Annotated in this window: 20 protein-coding genes and 1 other RNA gene; 14 read left to right on the top strand and 7 right to left on the bottom strand. The window is 61.1% G+C overall.

From position 1 onward, the window contains the following. The first annotated feature begins 25 nt into the window (after positions 1–25). Positions 26–383, top strand: a transfer-messenger RNA (tmRNA) gene (gene ssrA / locus ACQ5BL_RS15170). A gap of 171 nt (positions 384–554) precedes the next feature. Further along, positions 555–1,046 (top strand): hypothetical protein, encoded by a 492-nt coding sequence (locus ACQ5BL_RS15165; protein ID WP_243804596.1) that lies wholly within the window; start codon positions 555–557, stop codon positions 1,044–1,046. 338 nt (positions 1,047–1,384) lie between these two features. Here the strand turns inward: ACQ5BL_RS15165 and ACQ5BL_RS15160 are convergent, their stop codons facing one another. The 3 genes from ACQ5BL_RS15160 to ACQ5BL_RS15150 all read right to left on the bottom strand — a co-directional run bounded on the left by ACQ5BL_RS15160 (position 1,385) and on the right by ACQ5BL_RS15150 (position 2,321). Continuing rightward, positions 1,385–1,615, bottom strand: a complete 231-nt coding sequence (locus ACQ5BL_RS15160; protein ID WP_243804594.1) for a hypothetical protein — start codon at positions 1,613–1,615, stop codon at positions 1,385–1,387. 108 nt (positions 1,616–1,723) lie between these two features. Next, positions 1,724–2,113, bottom strand: a complete 390-nt coding sequence (locus tag ACQ5BL_RS15155) for a hypothetical protein (protein WP_243804592.1) — start codon at positions 2,111–2,113, stop codon at positions 1,724–1,726. Next, the gene (locus tag ACQ5BL_RS15150) at positions 2,106–2,321 is read right to left on the bottom strand and encodes a hypothetical protein (protein WP_430293175.1); all 216 of its coding nucleotides are present in this window, start codon (positions 2,319–2,321) and stop codon (positions 2,106–2,108) included. Before ACQ5BL_RS15150 ends, ACQ5BL_RS15155 begins: the two co-directional genes overlap by 8 nt. 705 nt (positions 2,322–3,026) lie before the next feature. On the opposite strand from ACQ5BL_RS15150, the gene ACQ5BL_RS15145 reads away from it, so the two are divergent. After that, positions 3,027–4,268 carry an AAA family ATPase gene (locus tag ACQ5BL_RS15145; RefSeq protein ID WP_243804587.1) on the top strand — a complete coding sequence of 414 codons (1,242 nt, stop codon included), beginning with the start codon at positions 3,027–3,029 and terminating at the stop codon, positions 4,266–4,268. Beyond that, the gene (locus ACQ5BL_RS15140) at positions 4,261–4,863 is read left to right on the top strand and encodes a DUF4276 family protein (RefSeq protein ID WP_243804585.1); all 603 of its coding nucleotides are present in this window, start codon (positions 4,261–4,263) and stop codon (positions 4,861–4,863) included. Before ACQ5BL_RS15145 ends, ACQ5BL_RS15140 begins: the two co-directional genes overlap by 8 nt. Before the next feature lie 594 nt (positions 4,864–5,457). Here ACQ5BL_RS15140 and ACQ5BL_RS15135 read toward each other — a convergent pair. The 3 genes from ACQ5BL_RS15135 to ACQ5BL_RS15125 all read right to left on the bottom strand — a co-directional run bounded on the left by ACQ5BL_RS15135 (position 5,458) and on the right by ACQ5BL_RS15125 (position 7,363). Next, positions 5,458–5,760, bottom strand: coding sequence for a hypothetical protein (locus ACQ5BL_RS15135; RefSeq protein ID WP_243804583.1), 303 nt, complete (start codon positions 5,758–5,760; stop codon positions 5,458–5,460). A gap of 114 nt (positions 5,761–5,874) precedes the next feature. Then, positions 5,875–6,546 (bottom strand): YceH family protein, encoded by a 672-nt coding sequence (locus tag ACQ5BL_RS15130; RefSeq protein WP_243804582.1) that lies wholly within the window; start codon positions 6,544–6,546, stop codon positions 5,875–5,877. 61 nt (positions 6,547–6,607) lie between these two features. Next, positions 6,608–7,363 carry a cache domain-containing protein gene (locus tag ACQ5BL_RS15125; protein ID WP_243804581.1) on the bottom strand — a complete coding sequence of 252 codons (756 nt, stop codon included), beginning with the start codon at positions 7,361–7,363 and terminating at the stop codon, positions 6,608–6,610. A 487-nt stretch (positions 7,364–7,850) separates the two neighbouring features. On the opposite strand from ACQ5BL_RS15125, the gene ACQ5BL_RS15120 reads away from it, so the two are divergent. Then, positions 7,851–9,344, top strand: coding sequence for an aldehyde dehydrogenase (locus tag ACQ5BL_RS15120; RefSeq protein WP_243804579.1), 1,494 nt, complete (start codon positions 7,851–7,853; stop codon positions 9,342–9,344). A 155-nt stretch (positions 9,345–9,499) separates the two neighbouring features. On the opposite strand, the gene ACQ5BL_RS15115 is transcribed toward ACQ5BL_RS15120, so the two are convergent. After that, entirely contained in the window at positions 9,500–10,180 is a 681-nt protein-coding gene (locus ACQ5BL_RS15115) for a type 1 glutamine amidotransferase (RefSeq protein WP_243804578.1), read from the bottom strand. Between the two features lie 276 nt (positions 10,181–10,456). Here ACQ5BL_RS15115 and ACQ5BL_RS15110 point away from each other — a divergent pair, with 276 nt between their 5' ends. The 9 genes from ACQ5BL_RS15110 to ACQ5BL_RS15070 all read left to right on the top strand — a co-directional run bounded on the left by ACQ5BL_RS15110 (position 10,457) and on the right by ACQ5BL_RS15070 (position 19,904). Continuing rightward, positions 10,457–11,677, top strand: a complete 1,221-nt coding sequence (locus ACQ5BL_RS15110; protein WP_243804577.1) for a cytochrome P450 — start codon at positions 10,457–10,459, stop codon at positions 11,675–11,677. Continuing rightward, complete coding sequence (locus ACQ5BL_RS15105) at positions 11,674–12,954, top strand: FAD-dependent oxidoreductase (RefSeq protein ID WP_243804575.1); 1,281 nt, start codon at positions 11,674–11,676, stop codon at positions 12,952–12,954. Before ACQ5BL_RS15110 ends, ACQ5BL_RS15105 begins: the two co-directional genes overlap by 4 nt. Continuing rightward, positions 12,951–13,391: a flavodoxin domain-containing protein gene (locus ACQ5BL_RS15100; RefSeq protein ID WP_243804573.1), complete on the top strand. Its 441-nt coding sequence runs from the start codon at positions 12,951–12,953 to the stop codon at positions 13,389–13,391. The genes ACQ5BL_RS15105 and ACQ5BL_RS15100 overlap by 4 nt, the downstream gene beginning before the upstream one ends. Before the next feature lie 10 nt (positions 13,392–13,401). Continuing rightward, positions 13,402–14,103: a type 1 glutamine amidotransferase gene (locus ACQ5BL_RS15095; protein ID WP_243804572.1), complete on the top strand. Its 702-nt coding sequence runs from the start codon at positions 13,402–13,404 to the stop codon at positions 14,101–14,103. 141 nt (positions 14,104–14,244) lie between these two features. Next, positions 14,245–15,618, top strand: a complete 1,374-nt coding sequence (locus tag ACQ5BL_RS15090) for a glutamine synthetase family protein (protein ID WP_243804571.1) — start codon at positions 14,245–14,247, stop codon at positions 15,616–15,618. Then, positions 15,615–16,307, top strand: a complete 693-nt coding sequence (locus ACQ5BL_RS15085) for a substrate-binding periplasmic protein (RefSeq protein WP_243804570.1) — start codon at positions 15,615–15,617, stop codon at positions 16,305–16,307. Before ACQ5BL_RS15090 ends, ACQ5BL_RS15085 begins: the two co-directional genes overlap by 4 nt. A gap of 151 nt (positions 16,308–16,458) precedes the next feature. Further along, a complete protein-coding gene (locus ACQ5BL_RS15080; RefSeq protein ID WP_243804569.1) occupies positions 16,459–17,208 on the top strand; it encodes a FadR/GntR family transcriptional regulator in 750 nt (249 codons plus the stop codon). A gap of 99 nt (positions 17,209–17,307) precedes the next feature. Continuing rightward, complete coding sequence (locus tag ACQ5BL_RS15075) at positions 17,308–18,051, top strand: cache domain-containing protein (RefSeq protein ID WP_243804568.1); 744 nt, start codon at positions 17,308–17,310, stop codon at positions 18,049–18,051. 365 nt (positions 18,052–18,416) lie between these two features. Then, positions 18,417–19,904, top strand: a complete 1,488-nt coding sequence (locus ACQ5BL_RS15070; protein ID WP_243804567.1) for an APC family permease — start codon at positions 18,417–18,419, stop codon at positions 19,902–19,904. Positions 19,905–19,931: the final 27 nt, after the last annotated feature.

The following is a 19,931-nucleotide window of genomic DNA, read 5'->3' as shown; positions in this document are numbered from 1 at the left end:
AATGGTCGCGACCTTCAAAGGTTTTGGGGCCGATTAGGATTCGACGCCGGTAACAAAACTCGAGGGGCATGCCGAGTAGGTGACAGTTCTCGTAAATCAGCTGCCACAACTTTATAGTTGCCAACGACGACAACTACGCCCTAGCAGCCTAAGTGCCGCTAGCAGACCCTAGGGGATGCCTGTAAACCCGACGATTAGGTCTGTCATATAGAACAGGATCGCCGCCAAGTTCGCTGTAGACGTAACGGCTAAAACTCATACAGCTCGCTCCAAGCACCCTGCCACTCGGGCGGCGCGGAGTTAACTCAGTAGAGATGGCTAAGCATGTAGAACCGACAGCGGAGAACTGGCGGACGGGGGTTCAAATCCCCCCGGCTCCACCAAACGCAAACGATAAGCCCCTGATTTTCCTAGTGAATTTCAGGGGCTTTTTCGTTTCTGCTACAAATTGTCGAATGGGGTTGGCCTCCGCGCAAACCTTCTTGGGCAATGGACAAATCCCTTCCACTCCGAGTAGCTTCGCAAAGGCCGCTATCTATCGCATCGGAGGCGATATGAAGGACGAAGTGAAAGGCGCCTTGGACTCTATTTTTAGCGCTCACGCTGAAAAAAAACGTGAACAAGTCACCGCAGCGAACGAGCTTGCCCGCCGTCAATTCGAGTTTCTTGAGGAGTTCGGTCGCTACGCAGAGCAGGTAGTTCGCCCTGCTTTTGAATCGGTGGGTGAGCACGTCAAGAAGAATGGTTACGACTACCGCGTGGCTTCGCAACCATATAAACAAGACTCGCGCGGTGTCACTACTGATCCATCAATCACGGTCTATTTCATCGTCCCCAACGATGGGAAACACCGTCAGCTCAGCGAGTACCCCCATCTCTCAGTTGCCGCCAATAAGGGAACCCAAAAAGTGTTGCTACACGAAAGCACCATGGTCCCTGGTCGCGGAGGAATGTCGGGAGGCGGTACAGGGATACCACTTGATCAGCTCACGGAAGACCTGATTCATACTCAGCTACTTAAAATTCTGGGTGCGGTTTTTAGATAGCAGCAAAGGCCAATGGGCCGAACCTCACGGCATCCTGAAGATGATCAGGCGACAGATGTGCGTATCGCATGGTCATCGTCAGCGTCGAGTGCCCAAGATTTTCTGGAGCGTGAGTATATTCCCGCCATTCATCATGAAATGGCTGGCGAATGTATGCCGAAGAGCATGACTGGCCTGACCTTGCGGCAGTTGAATCGTGGTGCGCTCCAGGGCACGACGGAAGGATGTGATGCAGGACGTGAACGGACCATGCATCCGCCAATGCGCCCTCACCCGGTCAGCCAGCTCTGTTGGAATCGGCACGTGGCGCACCTTCCCTGACTTGGTTCCGGCATAGGTCACGACGTTGCCCTGGAGCCGTTGAGCGGGAAGCGTCTCAGCCTCGGACCATCGAGCACCGTAGCCAGGCAGAGAAGCGTCACCAGCTCCGTATGCGGGTTGTCGCAGCGGTCGCGGATCGAGTCCAGCAGCTCGCTGATCTGCTCAGTGGTGAGCCACGACAGTTCCCGCTCTTGCAGCTTGAGCAGCGCCGCCTCAGCCAGCGAGTTGTCGTACTCGATCTGCTTCAAGTCTTTCAGCTCATTGAACACCGCGCGGACGTAGCCCTGTTCGTTGTTTAGGATCTTCCCGGATAGCTGCCCTAGGCTCACCGGCCGAGACTGGTGACGGGCATGCGTTCAAGGGTTCGGTCCACCCGTGCTTCCGTTCGCCGGAACGGTGGGGCTGTTCCGACGAGCCGGGAGCGCGGCCCTTGAGCGCGGATCGTCAGGGTGGGCGATGCGGTCCATTACGTTGCCGGAACCATGCCGGTCGCGGTGCCGCATCACCCGGATCGTGCGAATGTCAGACCAGAACAATTCGTTCGGGTAGTGCCCCTCGCCGTTGGCCGCGACGACAAGGAAGTAGGGATCACTGTGGACGCCTTCGAGTGCCAGGACGACGCCGACAACATGAAGCAGACACCAGAGCGGCTCGGGGTCTTGTTCCCAGACCAGTTCGACCAGAACGGTTTTGCCCAGATAGGTCAGGGCGCTCTCGGTATCCAGGGCGACGCGATTGCTAGTCATTGCTGTAATCCCCCGCCTCGAAATTCTCTTTGCCACTGAGCAGCTCAGCTCGGAAGCGGACCATGTTCACCACCTGCATTTCCCCCATGGTGGTGCTGGGGATGGTGCCGTTACGCACCCATTCCTCAGCTTCTTCAATATTCACGCCGCACATCTCGGCGAAGGCGGGGATGGTGCAAATATCGGGGCTCGATTGGTGTTCGCTCATAGGGGCAACTCCTTTTCCATAAGCTAGCTGGTGAACAACGCGACATTGACCAGCACGTGCTTGCCGACCTTCTCGTGAGGGATGTAACCGTTGCGAATCCAACCCCAGACAACGTCATGGCGGTCACCCATGCGAATCCAGTCGGCAAACTCCCTCCAGGGCATCACTGGAGGCGAGCTAGATTGGTCTTTATGAGACAGGCTGATTCCTTCCACATTTATGGCCTTTGCTGCACTATGCTGGTCAATAGAGGACTATGGCCTTGGACTATGTTCAAGGCCTAACCAAACAATAGCCATGAACTATGTTCATGTACATAGTTCAACAATGATAATTATCTATTAGATGAGAATTACTGAGAGAGCTCTTATATTGATAGGCCGCAGCAACCTTAGTGTGCTGACTCGGGCTGGTGAAACTGACTACAACCGATGGGTCAGCATCAAACGAGGGCGTGCCCGAGTGGGAGCCGAAGAGATCGAAATCCTCGGAATGGTCTACCCCCAGTACCGATGGTGGCTTTCGACCGGTGAAGTTATGCCCGAAATTGGGCAAACGAGCCCTGACTACGATGAGGCCAATCGAGACTTGATAGGTCAGAGTGCGAGATAGCGATCACAAAGGAAGTAACTAGGCGTTGGTATGCCCGTAATCAGGACAGGAAAGCTTAGAGGTCTAAGTGCTTAAATATCTGGAGCAATGTTAATGGCGACAAGAAGCCCTACGAGTATTCCTCGTATCGAATCACTGCGGGTTGAAAACTATCGCGCATTGCGAAAGGTAATCTTAGACGATTTAACACCACTTACTGTTTTGCTGGGACCAAATGGCAGCGGCAAATCCACAGTTTTTGATATTTTTAACTTCCTTTCCGAATGTTTCCAGTTTGGCTTGCGCTACGCATGGGATAGGAGGGGTAGAGGAAAGGAGCTTAAGACCAGAGGAGCATCTGGCCCAATTGTCTTTGACTTAAAATATCGCGAAAGTCCCAAAGCTCCTCTTATTACTTATCACCTTGCTATTGATGAAGGCGTACGCGGCCCTGAAGTTGTTGAGGAGTGGTTACAATGGCGGCGCGGCCAATCGGGCAAACCATTTCGCTTTTTAAATTTTGCGCGTGGTGTTGGTGAAGCCGCTAGCGGTGACGCACCCGATGAGACAGATAAAAGGGTGCAAACTAACCTGCGATCAGCAGACCTGATCGCAGTAAACACTCTAGGACAATTCTCAGAACACCCTCGTGTCGCTGCTTTACGAGAATTTATAACAGACTGGTACGTTTCTTATCTTTCAATTGATCAGACCAGAAACCAACCAGAGGCCGGCCCACAGGAAAGGTTAAGCAAGGGCGGAGAAAATCTCCCAAATGTTGTTCAATATCTTAAAGAGCAACATCCGAAGCGTTTGGAGGAAATATTTTCTGTATTACAAAAGAGAATCCCTCGACTAGAACGGGTTGAAGCAGACCCCATGCCAGATGGCCGCTTGCTTCTTCAAATTAAAGATGCACCATTCGACAGGCCGGTTCTTTCGAAGTACGCATCAGATGGAACACTTAAGATGCTTGCCTATTTGACGGTTCTTTATGATCCAGAACCGCCAAAATTTATAGGAATTGAAGAGCCGGAGAACTTTCTTCATCCAAGATTACTTCCTGAGCTAGCGGAGGAATGCCGAGCTTCTGCGGAACGGTCTCAGCTTTTAATAACCACGCACTCGCCATTCCTTTTGAATGCAATGAGGCCAGAAGAAGTTAGGATTCTCTATCGTGATGAAGAGGGCTTCACTCAAGCAGTCCGGGCTAGCGACATCCAGGGTGTAAAAGAATCTTTAAAGAACGGCGCATCTCTAGGTTATTTGTGGATCGAGGGTTCCTTTGGAATGGGAGACCCTCTAACTAATCATGGCGCCCCCAAACCTCCTCGAAAAAGGAAAAATAATGATTGAAAAGATTATTTTTCTTATCGAGGAGTACTCGATGGAAGTCACATTAACAGAATTACTCCCTAAAGTTATCGAAGATATCGACTTCGAAATAATAAGATTTCAATGCAAAGATGACTTATTAAAGCAACTTCAGGGAAGACTAAGAGCTTATGCGTCTTGGATACCAGACAACTGGAGAATTGTCGTACTTGTTGATCGCGATGACGACAACTGTATTAGATTGAAGCAGCAGCTTGAGAATACTTCTACTCAAGCCGGCCTAGTATCCAAGACAGCAGCAGCGCCAAACGCACCATTTAAGATTGTAAACAGAATCGCCATCGAGGAGCTGGAGGCATGGTTTTTCGGGGATTGGCAAGCAGTAAAAGCTGCCTACCCAAAAGTTTCTGTTGATATCCCCAAAAGAGCAGGATTCCGAGACCCAGATGCAATCAAAGGAGGAACTTGGGAGGCGATGGAGCGCGTACTAAAGGGAGTCGGTTATTTTAAGACAGGACTAAGGAAGGCGGAATTCGCCAGAGAAGTCTCTGCAAAAATGGACCCCCAACTAAATACCTCTAAAAGTTTTCAAGTTTTTCTCGAAGCATTAGTTTGAAATATGGGCGGCCTGAGGTTCGGAGGCCGCCCCAGAAAAATCAACTAGTGTGACAGGAATAGCTGCAATAATAACAGCCATTGATTCTTGCCTGAGGCCATCTAACCTTCGCAGATGCTACCGCTTCATGGCAGCTTGAAAAGGTTCCCAAGAAAATACAGTTTTCCTGCTTTGGCATATAGGTACACCCTGTGGTGGTATTGTGAACCTCGTGATCGCCATTAGCTTGGGGGGTTTGATTAACAATAAAGTTAGGCATATCAATTCCTTGATATCGAAAGGCTGCTTTTTTTGCTCCGCCAGTGCCGACTCTTCCTTCTGTACCTTCCTAGCACAATCCGGATGCACCATTAATGTGCCACCATTCATCCACCTTCGCCAGCCACTGTCGAAAAAGTGTCGAAATCACTTACCGATACTTGCCACCAATGCCCAGAATGGCCCAGCTGAACTCCCCGGCTTCAGTGGTATTAGCCAAAAATGACCAACAATGACCGTACCCTAAAACGGGTTCAAATCCCCCGGTTCCACCAAACCCAAAGAAAAAGGCGCTGAGCCCCAAGCTCAGCGCCTTTTTTCTTGCCCGCTATTTTCCTAGAGCGTCAGAAATCCCAGTCGCGGCATCAGTTGCTCGCCCTGCGCCTCGAGCACCGTTTCCACACAAGGCTTGCACAGTCGCAGCCGCTCGGCGTTGCAGAGCAGCGGGCCATTTTCATCTCTGGCACCGAACGGGTCGTCGATCAGCACACCCTTGATCAACCCTCGGTGGAACAATTCACGGATGGCGAGGAGATTGCTTTCGCGTTGCCCGACAAGGTCGTTCACGGATTTGAAATCGGCATCCGAAAGCTGGCTGAGCACGGCAGTCAGCTGGGCCTGGGAGAAGGGACGACGCATGGTGAACTCCGGATCAATGCGGGTGAGGCGGTGACTATCGACGCCGGATGTTAACGCTTGATTAGCGGAGCGGCAGGCCGACCAAAGTCGGTCGGCCAATGGGAAATGCCTGATTCAGTCGCGTGCGACGCCCAGTTCCAGCAAGGCCAGCCGCTCCTCGAGGGCGGCGATGCGGGCCTCCAGTTCGACCAGGCGGCCTTCGTCATGGCTGCCGCCGTCACTGCGCTCGCTGGAGGCGCGGCTGCCACTGGCGGCGATGGCGGCCGCACGGTCTTCCTCGGTACCCAGCAGGTGCATGTAGCGGTCTTCGCGCTGGCCGCTCTGGCGTTCCAGTTGCACGGCCATGCCGCGGCCGGCGAGGCGTTCGAGCTGGTGGCGGACCTCTTCGGTGTCGTCGAAGTCATGCATGCGCTGGCTGCGGGTGAGCAGTTCGTTGAGGGTCTGGGGGCCACGCAGGAACAGCAGGCCGAGCAGGATGACCTGCGGCTTGACCAGTTCCAGGGCCTTGTCCAGCCGCTGTTCCCAGCGGTCGGCACGGCTGCCCATGACCAGACGGGTCATCTCGCGGCCTTCGAGATGGCGCAGCGCCTGGCCGACCTGGCCAGGCGTGAGGCTCATCACCGGGTCGCGGCTGGTTTTCTGGTTACAGGCGGTGACCAGGGCATTGAGAGTCAGCGGGTAGGTTTCCGGCGTGGTGACCTGCTTTTCGATCAGGCATCCGAGGACGCGGGCATCCACTGCGCTGAGCGGTTCGAAGTCGGAGAGGGTGTCGGGCGACTGGCTCATGGCGGTATCCGTCAATGGAAGAACCGCCCTAGCCTAGCCAATTGCGCTGCGTTTGGCAGCTTCAGGCCGCACCGGCCAGGCGGCGGGTCAGCGGACGCTCGATCACGGCCCAGTGGGAGAAGGATTCGGCCAGCTCCTGCTCGCGCCCCTGCCCCTCGCGGCCCAGCGTGCGGCGAGCGAGGTCGCCGGCGAACCAGTTGGCGGTATTGGCCGCCACCACCCTGCCCTCGCCATTGACCACCAGGGCTTCATGGCCCATCCGCATCAGACTGCCCAGCAGCACGCTCTCGAATTCATGCAGGGCGATGTCGGCTGCGGCGACGCCAATGAAGCGGCCATCCACCAGGATCGGCACGGAGAAGGCAAGGATGTACAGGTCCGTGCCGTAGAGGTCGATAAAAGGACCGACCACCGAGGGCTTACCGCTGGCACGCGGGCGGGAGAACCAGGGCATGTTCAGGTAGTTGTAGAAGTTCTCGCTGCGCCGGTTGAAGTTCAGACTCATGGGCACGACCTTGTCGCCTCGGCCGTGGTACCACCACTCCAGGTACATGTCCTGGTCGGCCAGTTCGCCCGGTTCGATCACCACGCCAGTGCCGTGCAGGCGCGTGCCGTCATCGGTGAGGTCATGCTGGATGCGCGGGCGCAGCGCGCCGAGGTCCTTCGACGACGGTCGCTTGCCCTCCTCCGCCAGCTCACGCCAGATCGCCGCGACCTCGCCGGCCAGCTCGTCGAGGCGCTGGAAAACGTTACGGATGGAAGCGTCGATGCGCTGGGCACAGCGCTGGAGTTCATCCGTGGGTTGTTCGCTGGACATGACCGGGGCCTCGCGAGTTCGTGGTGTTGCGCGGGCTAGACGGGCCCGCTGGGGAGGTTCCAAGTAGCGCCACGCTCGTCTTCGCCATGAGCAATGAGCGCGCCGTGAAGGCAGCAAGCCCTGTGCCAGCCAGCCGTCCTCAGCAGCGAACTCGAGCGTCAATGGGGCCGGCACTGATCCCAGGGGAGAGATGAGGCTCAACAAACGCCCTGGACACTCCTGAAGCCATTGATCATTGAGCACACTGCGTGCGCGGAAAAGATGCAGCCCCTGCAAACCGGCGGCGCACCGATAAAACTATGAATTTATACTTTTATTGCTGATTTCCGAGCTCATAACAGTGATTTCTCCGGAAAATCCCCCCCTAACCAGGGATCCGGCGGTCGCTATTGGCAACCTCGACTCATTAAGATATTTTTCCATAGGTATTTGCCCGAGACGGTCATTTCACCGTCCCCAACAACAGCAAGAACGAGGAGCAATACCGATGAGCCAGCCAACGCGCGCCGAATGGGAAGCCCGCGCCAAAACCCTGAAGATCGAAGGCCGCGCCTTTATCCAGGGCGAGTACCTTGCCGCCGCCTCCGGCGACACCTTCGATTGCATCAGCCCGGTAGACGGCCGCCTGCTGGCCAAGGTCGCCAGCTGCGACGCCGCCGACGCCGAACGTGCCGTGCAGAGCGCACGCGCCGCCTTCGATTCCGGCGTCTGGTCGCGGCAAGCGCCGGCCGCACGCAAGGCCGTGATGATCCGTTTCGCCGCGCTGCTGGAAGAGCACGCCGAGGAGCTGGCGTTGCTGGAAACCCTGGACATGGGCAAGCCCATCGGCGACTCGCTGAATGTCGACCTGCCGGGCGCCGCCGACTCCATCCGCTGGAGCGGCGAGGCCATCGACAAGGTCTACGACGAAGTGGCCGCTACCTCCCATGACCAGCTCGGCCTGGTCACCCGCGAACCGGTCGGCGTGGTCGCCGCCATCGTGCCGTGGAACTTCCCGCTGATGATGGCTGCATGGAAACTCGGCCCGGCGCTGGCCACCGGCAACTCGGTGATTCTCAAGCCGTCGGAGCGTTCGCCACTGACCGCCATCCGCATCGCCCAGCTGGCCATCGACGCGGGCCTGCCGGCCGGCGTGCTGAACGTGCTGCCGGGTTATGGCCATACCGTCGGCAAGGCCCTGTCGCTGCACATGGATGTGGACACCGTGGTGTTCACCGGCTCCACCAAGATCGCCAAGCAGCTGATGGTCTACGCCGGCGAATCGAACATGAAACGTGTCTGGCTGGAAGCCGGCGGCAAGAGCCCGAACATCGTCTTCGAGGATGCCCCGGACCTGCAGGCCGCCGCCGAGTCCGCTGCCGCTGCCATCGCCTTCAACCAGGGCGAAGTGTGCACCGCCGGCTCACGCCTGCTGGTGCAGAAGTCGATCAAGGCGAAGTTCGTGCCGCTGGTGGTCGAGGCGCTCAAAGGCTGGAAGGCGGGCCACCCGCTGGACCCGGACACCAACGTCGGCGCCCTGGTCGACGGCCGCCAACTGGAGCAGGTGCTGGGCTACATCCAGGCCGGCCAGGACGAAGGCGCAAAGATTCTCACCGGCGGCAAGCGCGTGCTGGAAGAAACCGGCGGCACCTACGTCGAGCCGACCCTGTTCGACGGCGTGAGCAATGCCATGAAGATCGCCCGCGAGGAAATCTTCGGTCCGGTGCTCTCGGTCATCGAATTCGAGGATGCCGAGGAGGCCGTGCGCATCGCCAACGACACTCCGTACGGTCTGGCTGCGGCCGTCTGGACCAGCGACATCTCCAAGGCCCACCTCACCGCCCGCGCCCTGCGTGCTGGCAGTGTGTGGGTGAACATGTACGACGGCGGCGACATGACCGCGCCCTTCGGCGGCTTCAAGCAGTCGGGCAACGGTCGCGACAAGTCGCTGCACGCCTTCGACAAGTACACCGAACTGAAGGCAACCTGGATCAAGCTCTGATCCGCAAGGGCAGAGCCGCCATCCAGACGGCGTACAATCGTTCGCGGTTGTACGCCGCACGTCGTCCCGATTCCGCAGCCGGATCTCAGAGGAGAAGTATTCTCCTCCTCTGATTTTCAGCAGCCTCGCCCCCAGTCAATAGAGCTACCCCGCACCTACAGCCACGCGAGGAAGTCCTCCAGCAGCAACCGGCAGTTGTCCCGGTTGGCAGCCTCGCGCTCGGCGATTTCCGCACGGATGCGCTCCGGCAGGTCGCCCGCCTCGCTCATGAACCGTCGCCCCTCCTCGCTGCGCCGCCAGTAGGCAATCCAGGTATCGAACATCGCCGTGTCGATTTCCGGGTGGAACTGCACACCCAGACTACGGCCGTGGCGGTAGGCCTGCGCGGCTAACTCGGTGCGTCCCAGCAAAGTGGCGCCCGGTGGCGGAGTGAAAGCGTCGAAGTGAAAGTTCAGCCAGGGGCCTTTCAGAACCCAGTCGTCCTGCAAGGTATCGAGGGTGGTCCAGCCGATTTCCGCCTCACGGTTGCGATACACCTCGCCGCCCAGCGTACGCGCCAGCAATTGGCTGCCGAAGCAGATGCCCAGGGTCGGCACGCCACGCGCCTGCACCGCCCTCAGCCAGGCCAGCTCACCAGCCAGCCAGGGCACCCGATGGTCGTAAGCCGACTCCGGACTGCCCAGCACCAGCAGCAGATCCAGGCTCGCCGGCTCCGGCAGGCCGGCATCCACACTCCGCAATTCCAGGTCAATGCCCTGCTCGGCAAACAACAGCGGCAGGCAGCCGGCAACATCCCCGGCGTCGTGAAGTACGGCAATGGCTCGAGATGCTTTCATGGTTTCCCTCCTTAAAGATTTCAAAACAGATTTTTAATCGACCCAGCGAAACTCCGCGAAAGCGCATGAATACGGGGGCTCCCCCACTTCTCCCCGCCGCTCATGTGCCGGGAAGCGCTGGGAATGTGAAAAAATCCTGTTGAAAACTATAAAACCATATTTTAAATTAAATTCCATTCCCCTCACAACGGAGGGAGGCGGCATCGCCTGGTGCCGATCACAACAACAACGAACGCGCCGTCCAACGGCGGCAGCGCAAGACCGGAGGTGTCCCGAATGACCACCAGTGCCCCCATCCGCCTCGATGACGCTCCTTACCTGGACGTGGCCGACCCGAACTTCTCCATCCGCTCCGCCGCGGTGCGCGAGGCTCGCGAGCGCAGCTGGTTCGCGCGCACCCCTTACGGCCTCGCCGTGCTGCGCTACGACGAGGTGAACAAACTGCTGCGCGACCAGCGCCTGCGCCAGGGCAGCTATGCCTGGCCGGCGCACAACAACGCCACCGGCAGCTTCGCCGACTGGTGGATGCGCATGCTGTTGAGCAAGGAGGGCGCCGACCATTCCCGGCTGCGCCGCCTGGCCAATCCGGCCTTCGCGCCGAAGCTGGTCAAGCAGATGATGCCGGACTTCCAGCGCCTGGCCGGTGACCTGATCGCACAGTTCGCCGAGCGCGGCGAATGCGAGTTCGTCAGCGAGTTCGCCGAGCCCTATGCAACCCAGGTCATCTGCCTGCTGCTCGGCCTGCCGATCAGCGAATGGAAAGGTCTCGCTGATCTCGCCGTGGAAATGGGCCTGGCCCTGGGCGTGACATTCAAGCGCGACGAAGCGCGGATCAACGCCGCCACCGACAAGCTGTTCGTCTATGCCCGCCAGGCGGTGGAAGCGCTCAAGCGCAACGGCCTGGGCGAGGACTTCCTCAGCAGCCTGGTGCGAGCCAACGAAGAGGATAAGAACGCCCTCAGCGACCAGGAGCTGTACGACATGATCGTCCTGGCGATCTTCGGCGGCATCGATACCACCAGGAACCAGCTGAGCCTGGCGATGGACACCTTCCTGCAGCATCCCCGGCAGTGGGAGCTGCTGGGCAACGACCCGGAGCTGGCTCGCGCCGCCGTGGAAGAAGTGATGCGCGTACGGCCGACCGTCACCTGGGTCACCCGTGAGGCACTGGAGGACTTCGAATACCAGGGGCTGAATATCGCCAAGGGCACCACGCTGCACCTGTTCAGCCAATCCGCCGGCAGCGATCCGCACGCCTTCGAGGACGCCAGCTTCGACATCACCGCCAAGCGCCTGCCGCACTTCGGCTTCGGCGCCGGCGCGCACCACTGCATCGGTCACTTCATCGCCCGTGGCGACATGACTGCCGCCCTGGCGCTGCTCGCCCAGCAATTGAAGAACCCGGCCCCCAACGGCGAAGCCGAGTGGCTGCCGGACAGCGGCAACACCGGCGCCACCCGCCTGCCGATCCGTTTCGACGCGGTACGCACGAAATGACCACGCCCAGCGTAGCCATCGTCGGTAGCGGGCCCTCGGCCTGCTACCTGGCCCAGGCCCTGCGCAAGCATTGGTCGCAGGCGCAGATCGTGGTGATCGAGCGCCTGCCAGCCCCCTTCGGCCTGGTGCGCTACGGCGTAGCGCCGGACCACCAGGGCACCAAAGCGGTGTGCCGCCAGTTCGAGCGCCTGTTCGAGCGCGAGGGCGTGGAGTTCCTCGGTAATCTGGAAATCGGCCGCGACCTGTCCCTGGAACAATTGCGCGAAGCCTTCGACCTGGTGGTACTCGCCACCGGCCTGTACGGCGACCGTCGCCTGGGCATTCCCGGCGACGAGCTGGCCGGCGTGTACGGTTCCGGCCGCGTCACCCGCCTGTTCAATGGCCACCCCGACGAGCATGGCTTCGCGCCGGCATTCGGACGCCGCGTGGCGGTGATCGGCAACGGCAACGTGGCGGTCGATGTGCTGCGCCTGCTGGCCAAGTCGGCGGAAGACTTTACCGGCTCGGACATCGCCGACGCGCCGTTGCAGGCTCTACTGGCCGAAGGCGTCGAGCGTATTGACGTGGTCGGCCGCTCACCCGCCGTGCAGGCCCGCTTCGATCCGGTGATGCTGCGCGAGTTGGGCAAGCTGGCACAGGTGCGCATCCGCGTCGAGGACCTGCCTCCGGAGCGCTATCAGTGCGCCGACACTGCTGAACAGGCGCGCCTGGAAGTACTGCGCGTACTGGCAGCCCAGGAGCCGCCGGCCCATGGCCGCGAGCTGGTCTTCCACTTCGGCTGGACACCTCAGGCCATTCTCGGCGCCGACCGCGTCGAAGCGCTGGAACTGCGCCACGCCGATGGTCGCAAACTGCGCCTGGAGCTGGACAGCGTGATCAGCGCCATCGGATTTGAGGAAGCCGCCGGCGCCAGCCTGCGCCGCGATGCCCTGCTCGGCGCCAGCGCCGATCTCGAACATGGTCGCCTGGACGCCGGCCTGTACTGCGCCGGCTGGCTGCGCCGCGGCCCGCGCGGAACCATTCCGGAGAACCGCCAGGACGCCCGCCTGGTCGCCGAGGCGATGTTCGCCGACCAGCAGGACGCGCCGCGCAACGGCCGCCCCGGTCTCGCCGGCCTGCCGGCCGGGCTGCGAGCCCGATGCGTGAGTTACGCCGACTGGCGACGTATCGACCAGGCCGAAACTCAGGCCGCCGCCCCCGGACGTGCGCGCCGCAAGATCACCGACCGCGCCGGCATGCTCGCCATCGCCCGCAGCCCCCAGGAGAACCCCGCATGAACATCCTCATCCTCTTCGGCACCGAGACCGGCAACGCCGAGATGGTCGCCGACGACCTCGCCGACGCTTTCGGCTCCGACTATCCCACTCAGGTCCGGGACATGGCCGCGTTCACCCCTGCCGACCTGGATGTAGGCGATTTCCTCGTGATCGTCTGCTCCACCTACGGCGATGGCGAACTGCCCAACAGCGCGCAACCGTTCCACGCTGCGCTGCTCGCGCAACAGCCTGACCTCGCGGGCCTGCGCTTCGCGACCTTCGGCCTGGGCGACAGCTTCTACGAAACCTTCAACCGTGGCAGCCGGATCATTGCCGAGGCACTGGTAGATCGGGGGGCGGTGGCGGTCGGAGAGCACGGCCAGCACGACGCCTCCAGCGGTGAACTGCCCGGCGACGCGGCGCTGGCCTGGGCCAAGACCTTACTCGGACAGATTTAAGGAGAGCACCATGCGCCTGTGCATCATCGAGAACGGCCTGGTCCCCGAGCAATTGCAGAGCGATTTCGGCAGCTATCCGTCGATGATCGAACGCTGGCTGGCCCCGGCCTTGCCCGAGGCGCAGTTCACCTATGTCTCGGCCGTTAACGGCGAAGCCCTGCCCAATGCCGAGGCCTTCGACGGCTACCTGCTGACCGGATCGCGCCACAGCTGTTACGAACACAGCCCATGGATGCTGCGCCTGGTCACCTTCCTGCGACGGCTGAGGTCCTTGCGGAAGCCGGTATTCGGCATCTGCTTCGGCCACCAGATCATGGCCGACGCCTACGACGGCCGCACTCGCCGTGCCGACGTGGGCTGGGGTGTCGGCGCGCAGCCCTACCGCTACGACGCCGAAGGGCTGAAGGATGCAGCCACCCTGGTATTCCATCAGGACCAGGTCAGCAGCCTGCCGCCCGAGGCTCGCGTCGTCGGCGGCTCCGTGCATTGCCCCTACGGTGCACTGGATTACAGCTTCCCGGCGCGCTCGGTGCAATTCCACCCGGAATTCACCCATGAGTACCTGGCAGCCCTGCTCGACCGCTACGGCAACGGCTTGCTTCCCGCCAATGTCACGGCCCAGGCCTGGGACTCGCTACACAAACTGACCCCGGACAACCAACAGATCGCCTGCTGGGCTGCGGACTTCTTCCGCGAGCACGTCCGCCCCTGAATTAATGCCATCGCGAGGCCCGGCTCGCCAGAGAGGTTTGTTTTCCGATAAAAACATATAACAACATATTTAATATATATAGATAGACATCAACCCATAAGCAGCGTGCCTTGCCTGCCGCTGCCCGAGGAGTACCCCGAAATGACAGCGCTCGACCTACACAAGGAATACAACACCAGTTCCGCCGTCGCCCAGGACCTCGCCGCCCGCATTCGCGATGCAGGCGTGGAGTACCTGTACTACCAGGTGGTCACCCTCAGCGGCCGGGTGCTCGCCAAGGTGGTACCGGCCAAGCACCTGCTGCGCAATCTGGAAAAGGGCGTGCAATTCCACCGCACCGCGCTTTCCGACCTGCAGAGCACCCGTGCCGGTGTGCTGCTGGGTGGCGGCGCCCAGGCTGCCGAATTCACCGCCATTCCCGATGTCAGCAGTTTCAACGTACTGCCCTGGGACAAGTCCATCGGCAGCCTCTTCTGTCGCCTGTACGAGCCGGACCATCGCCAGGAGGTCGCCGGCCAGGTGCTGGCCACCGACACCCGCGGCCTGCTGATCGACAGCCACAACGCCTTCACCGCCGAAACCGGACTGAGCCTGAAGACCGGCTGCGAGCCGGAGATGACCTGGTTCGGCGACAAGCTGGAGGTCAAGGTACGCCCCGGAGCCAGCCCGGCCTACCACCTGGGCAACCTGGAGACCATGCGCCCGATCTTCCAGCGCGTGATGCAATACGCCGGGGCCATGGGCCTGGACATGATCGAAGGCGACTACGAAGACCCGGGCCAGCTCGAGCTGAACTGGATGTTCGACGACTGCCATCTCACCGCCGACCGCCTGGTGACCTACCGCCTGATCTGCCGCCAGGTGGCCAACGAATTCGGTGTGCGCGCCAGCTTCATGCCCAAGCCGACCACGGGCAGCATGGGCAGTGGCTGCCACCACAACTTCAGCCTCTGGCGAGGAGAGCAGAACGTGCTGGCCGAAGCCGGCCGCCGCGAGTTGCACCTGACTGAAACCGGCCGTCACGCTCTCGGCGGCCTGCTCGCCCATGCCCCCGGCTCGATGCTGGTGATGGCCTCCACCGTAAACTCCTACAAGCGCTTCTGGGACGCCGGTCTGTTCGCCCCCAACCGCCTGAACTGGGGCATGGACAACAAGACCTGCACCGTGCGTCTGTCGGCCAACGGCCGCCTCGAATACAAACTGCCCGACGCCAGCGTGAACCCCTATCTGTCGCACACCCTGCTGCTGGCCGGCATCCGCGACGGCCTGGTCAATCGCACCGACCCCGGCGCCCCGGACAACAGCGACAGCATCCCCACCGCTCGCGAAAACGTGCACATGCCGATGACCCTTGGCGAAGCCGTGCAGGCGTTCGATGCCGACGCCGTGGTGCGCGGCGCGTTGCCCCCGGCGATGGCCGAGCTGTACCGCGACCTGAAGGCCGACGAGTGGGCTCGCTACTGCTCCGTCGTCACCGAATGGGAGAGCAAGATGTACATGGACTACCTGCCATGAGCCGCACACTGCGCGTGCTGTGCGCGGACCTGCCGGCTCCGCCGCTGTTCCACAAGGACGCCGCCGGCTACCGTCACGGCTACGAATCCGACGTCGCCCGTGCCCTGGCCGCACGCCTGGGTCGAGAAGCGGAATTCGTCTACCGCAACTGGGCGGACTTCTATCCGGCGCTGGACGCCGGCGATGCCGACATCCTGCTGTGTGGCCAGGGCATCTCTGCCTACCGCATGAGCCTCGCCGACTTCACCGCCCCCTATGCGGTGTTCGACGAGGCCGTGATGGTGCTGCGCGGCAGCCTCGTGCGCAGCCCGGCGGACCTCATCGGAAAGAAGGTCGGGGCAATCGCCAACAGCCTCAACATGGCGCTGGCGGAAACGTTCGAAGGCTGCATCACCGTGCCCTTCGGCGGAGACAGTGACGACGTGCTCGGGGATATGGTCCAGGCCCTGCGCGATGGTCACATCGATGCCCTGGTGGACGACGACGTGGCGCTGGTGCCGCTGGCCGAGGAAGCCGATCTCGCCATCGGCTTCAGCGTACCCACCCACAATCGCTGGGGCATTGCGGTACGGCGCGGCCAGACGCGATGGCTGGACGAAGTGGACACCGCCCTCGCCGCATTGAAGGTCGACGGCGAGCTGCAACGCATCTGGCAGCACTGGATGCCGAGCCTGCCCTACCCCTTCTGACAACTGTTGTGGCAAACGGCCGCCCTTCGGGGCGGCCGCTTTCAACATTAAGCTCTGGGTATGAGGTTATACTGCACCAACTCTTATCACTTTCGGTCCCCTACAGGAGTTCAGGCCCCGGCGCCCTGCCTCGCCGCGGTCGTACCGCAGCATGAATGGATCCTCCCCCACTGCTCCCGGCCCGTTCATTCGCCTGCGCCAGGAAGGCCGTACCGAAGAAGTGGTCCGTCGGCTGATGGATGCCATCGACCTCGGACTGTTCGCCGAGGGCCAGCAATTGCCCAGCGAAACTGAACTGGCCATGCAATTCGGAGTGGCCACCGTAACCCTGCGCGAAGCGCTGGCCTATCTGCGTCAACGCGGCGTCATCGAGACTCGCCGCGGGCGAAACGGCGGCAGCTTCATCCGCGCCATCGAAGAAATCCCAGCAGAGATCGTCCTCGGCCGCCTCGACGAACTGAGCACTATCGACCTGCGCGATCTCTGCGACGAGCACATCGCCATTTCCGGTACCGCCGCGCGCCTGGCCGCCAAGCGCGCCTCGCGGGAACACCACCAGCAGCTTGCGCACTACATCGAGTCCCTGGGCAAGGCTGGCAGCCGTCACGAACGCCGTCGCGCCGATGCCCGCTTCCACATCGAGATTGCCGTAGCCTCGCAGTCGGTGCGTCTCACCCACGCGGAAATCCGCCTGCAGGCGGAAATCGGCGAACTGCTTTGGCTACCGATGCCCGGTGCGCCCAGCGTGGAAACCATCCAGCAGGAGCATGCGGCGATCCGCGAGGCGATCGTAGCCGGCGATCCAAACCTGGCCGGCGCCATGGTCGAAGCTCATGTGAATCGGGGCGTAAAACGCCTTATCGACATGAAACTGGAGCTTCTGGCCCAAGAGCCAAGCTAGTTGGCACAGCACTTGCCCCTTTTTACTCGTCAAAAACCTCTGATTTAGGATTTTTATCCGCAGAGGTGCGATCAGCCCCTATTACAAGAGACCCAGGCTATGGCGAGCGTGCAGTGCAGCGAGGAATTGAACGAGTGCGCCCAGCGCATTGACGTGTCGATCAGTAACATCTTTGCCCAGATCGATACCCTGGCAGAGGAAATTGCGCGCATCTGGCGCGACGCCGGTACCAAGCCGGTCACCTCGCCGGAGCTGGCCAGCCTGCGCCCGCTCATCGAAAGTTGCCTGACCCAGCCCGGAGCCTGCCTGCAGGGCTGCGGCGTGGTGCTGCAACCCGGCGTACTGCACGATCAGGAAATGTACCTGGAATGGCGCCAGCTCGGCAGCGGCGGGCGCACCGTGCCGCTGAGCCTGAACTTCAACCGTCGCTGCGAGAACTTCTACGACTACCGCGCCATGCCCTGGTTCGCCACGCCACGCGAGAGCGGACGCAGTACCGTGGTCGGCCCCTATGTCGACCTCTACGGCCAGGACATGTACATCCTCACCTTCTCCCGCCCGGTGCTGGTGGACAACCGCTTCATCGGCGTGGCCGCCGCCGACATAGCCCTCAATCGCTTCGAGCGGGTAGTCACCGCCAAGCTCATGCGCCTTGACCACGAGGCCCTGATCATCAGCGGCGAAGGGCGCGTCGTGGCAGCCAATACCGCCAACTTCACCGCCGGCGAGATGGCCAGCGTGGGCTTCGCCACCGATGCCCGCTGCCAACGCGCCAGCCTCGCCGAACAGTCGGCGCACTGGACCCTGGTGCAACTGCCGGACAAGCGTCGCCACGCAGCCTGAGCCATCACAGTGCTCCATAAAGGAGCACTGTGCGTTACCCCGGCCCACTTCCGCCCTCGATCGAAGTGCCTGCAAGCCCTGTAAGCCGCGTCGAGCCGTGCAAGGGCCCTGCTCATCGGCCAGCACGTCCTGCTCTAGTTCAAGGCTTCCCGAGGGATCAGCATGACCCGGTGCTGCTCAAGCAATAAAACATTTTAAGTCATATGTAATATGGCATAGGCTGTGCTTGCTCTCTGCAGGCGTCCAGAACTGTTACCGCCAGCCAGGCCGCCCTTGATTACACCGTTGTCACCCTTGGCCCAAAGGCCCCAGTCCCGATCCATCTGTTCGATGCCAACGTGCATAGCCATACAGGAATAATAACGATGAACAGTCCGATCCACCCCGGTCTCGCCCCGGTCGACCGCGACGCGGAACAGCTCCGCGCGCTGGGCTATTCCTCCAACTTCGAACGCAGCATGAGCCTGTGGCAGAACTTCGCCCTGGGCTTCACCTATCTTTCGCCGGTGGTCGGCGTATACAGCATCTTCGGCCTGTGCCTGGCAGCAGGCGGCCCGCCGATGTTCTGGTCCTACCTGCTGGTGGGCATCGGGCAGATGCTGGTGTGCCTGATCTTCTGCGAAGTGGTTTCGCAGTTTCCCATCTCCGGTGGCGTCTACCCCTGGGCCCGACGCCTTGTGGGTAAACGCTGGGCGTGGATGGTTGGCTGGATCTATTCGGTATCGCTGTGCGTAACCATCGCCGCAGTGGCCCTTGGCGCCGGTCCCTACGTGGCCACCCTGCTCGGCTACGAGGCCACCCCGGCCACCAACACACTGATCGGCCTGAGCCTGACCCTGATTGCCACGCTGCTCAATCTCAGCGGCACCAAACTGCTGGCGCGGGTGGCCATGTTCGGCTTCCTCTGCGAGTTGATCGGCGCCATCGTGATTGGCGGCTACCTGCTGATCTTCGAACGCCACCAGCCGATATCCGTGCTGTTCAACACCTTCGACATCCGCATCGACGGCGCCTACTGGCCGGCGTTCCTCACCGCCTCGCTGGCAGGGATGTTCCTCTACTATGGCTTCGAGGCCTGTGGTGATGTCGCCGAGGAAACGCCCAATCCGAGCCGACGCATTCCCAAGGCCATGCGCATGACCATCTGGATCGGCGGTGGCGCCTCGATGTTCGCCGCCCTGGCACTGATCCTGGCAGTGCCGGACATTGGCGCGGTGATCTCCGGTACCGACAAGGACCCGATGACCACCATCTTCGACAACGCCTTCGGCCCGCTCGGTGCCCGCCTGGTGATGCTGGTTATCCTGGTCTCCTTCGTCTCCTGCGTACTCAGCCTGCAAGCTGCCGCCAGTCGCCTGCTGTATTCCTACGCACGCGACGAGATGGTCATGGGCAGCCGCCTGCTGCAGCGTCTGTCGCCGAACACGCATGTGCCCACCGCCGCCCTCGTGGTGTGCGGCGTGATCCCGGCCGCCATCGTCTGCATCGGTTTCTACCTGCAGAACGCCATCGGCACCGTGGTCAGCTTCGCCGCCATCGGCATCTACCTGTCGTTCCAGATGATCGTCGCCGGCGCCCTGTTCGCCCGTGCCCGTGGCTGGCAGCCGAGCGGCGCCTTCACCCTGGGTAAATGGGGCTGGCCGGTAAATATCGCCGCCCAGATCTATGGCGTCCTCGCGATCGTCAACATGTCCTGGCCGCGCACGCCGGATGCGCCCTGGTACCTGAACTACGGGATCATCCTGGTGGGTGGCATCGTGATCGCGCTGGGCCTGGTCTACATGACGCTGTTCCGCCCCTACGACAAGGGCACCGCTCCCCATGGGGATGCGTGGAAACTGCATCAGCAGTAAGCGTTCGAGGGAAACGAAAACGCCCGG

Source organism: Pseudomonas sp. B1-22, assembly GCF_050474425.1.
Classification (GTDB): domain Bacteria; phylum Pseudomonadota; class Gammaproteobacteria; order Pseudomonadales; family Pseudomonadaceae; genus Pseudomonas.
The sequence above is the reverse complement of the archived record's forward strand: the minus strand, read 5'-3'. Positions and strand labels throughout refer to the sequence as shown.

Bases quoted from the DNA above. Each gene is read 5' to 3' on its own strand.
- ACQ5BL_RS15140 (WP_243804585.1), top strand. From the start codon at position 4,261: ATGATTGAAAAGATTATTTTTCTTATCGAGGAGTACTCGATGGAAGTC.
- ACQ5BL_RS15085 (WP_243804570.1), top strand. From the start codon at position 15,615: ATGAGCCGCACACTGCGCGTGCTGTGCGCGGACCTGCCGGCTCCGCCG.
- ACQ5BL_RS15105 (WP_243804575.1), top strand. From the start codon at position 11,674: ATGACCACGCCCAGCGTAGCCATCGTCGGTAGCGGGCCCTCGGCCTGC.
- ACQ5BL_RS15080 (WP_243804569.1), top strand. From the start codon at position 16,459: ATGAATGGATCCTCCCCCACTGCTCCCGGCCCGTTCATTCGCCTGCGC.
- ACQ5BL_RS15095 (WP_243804572.1), top strand. From the start codon at position 13,402: ATGCGCCTGTGCATCATCGAGAACGGCCTGGTCCCCGAGCAATTGCAG.
- ACQ5BL_RS15070 (WP_243804567.1), top strand. From the start codon at position 18,417: ATGAACAGTCCGATCCACCCCGGTCTCGCCCCGGTCGACCGCGACGCG.
- ACQ5BL_RS15150 (WP_430293175.1), bottom strand. From the start codon at position 2,321: ATGAGCGAACACCAATCGAGCCCCGATATTTGCACCATCCCCGCCTTC.
- ACQ5BL_RS15155 (WP_243804592.1), bottom strand. From the start codon at position 2,113: ATGACTAGCAATCGCGTCGCCCTGGATACCGAGAGCGCCCTGACCTAT.
- ACQ5BL_RS15090 (WP_243804571.1), top strand. From the start codon at position 14,245: ATGACAGCGCTCGACCTACACAAGGAATACAACACCAGTTCCGCCGTC.
- ACQ5BL_RS15130 (WP_243804582.1), bottom strand. From the start codon at position 6,546: ATGAGCCAGTCGCCCGACACCCTCTCCGACTTCGAACCGCTCAGCGCA.
- ACQ5BL_RS15075 (WP_243804568.1), top strand. From the start codon at position 17,308: ATGGCGAGCGTGCAGTGCAGCGAGGAATTGAACGAGTGCGCCCAGCGC.
- ACQ5BL_RS15115 (WP_243804578.1), bottom strand. From the start codon at position 10,180: ATGAAAGCATCTCGAGCCATTGCCGTACTTCACGACGCCGGGGATGTT.
- ACQ5BL_RS15125 (WP_243804581.1), bottom strand. From the start codon at position 7,363: ATGTCCAGCGAACAACCCACGGATGAACTCCAGCGCTGTGCCCAGCGC.
- ACQ5BL_RS15145 (WP_243804587.1), top strand. From the start codon at position 3,027: ATGGCGACAAGAAGCCCTACGAGTATTCCTCGTATCGAATCACTGCGG.
- ACQ5BL_RS15120 (WP_243804579.1), top strand. From the start codon at position 7,851: ATGAGCCAGCCAACGCGCGCCGAATGGGAAGCCCGCGCCAAAACCCTG.
- ACQ5BL_RS15135 (WP_243804583.1), bottom strand. From the start codon at position 5,760: ATGCGTCGTCCCTTCTCCCAGGCCCAGCTGACTGCCGTGCTCAGCCAG.
- ACQ5BL_RS15110 (WP_243804577.1), top strand. From the start codon at position 10,457: ATGACCACCAGTGCCCCCATCCGCCTCGATGACGCTCCTTACCTGGAC.
- ACQ5BL_RS15165 (WP_243804596.1), top strand. From the start codon at position 555: ATGAAGGACGAAGTGAAAGGCGCCTTGGACTCTATTTTTAGCGCTCAC.
- ACQ5BL_RS15100 (WP_243804573.1), top strand. From the start codon at position 12,951: ATGAACATCCTCATCCTCTTCGGCACCGAGACCGGCAACGCCGAGATG.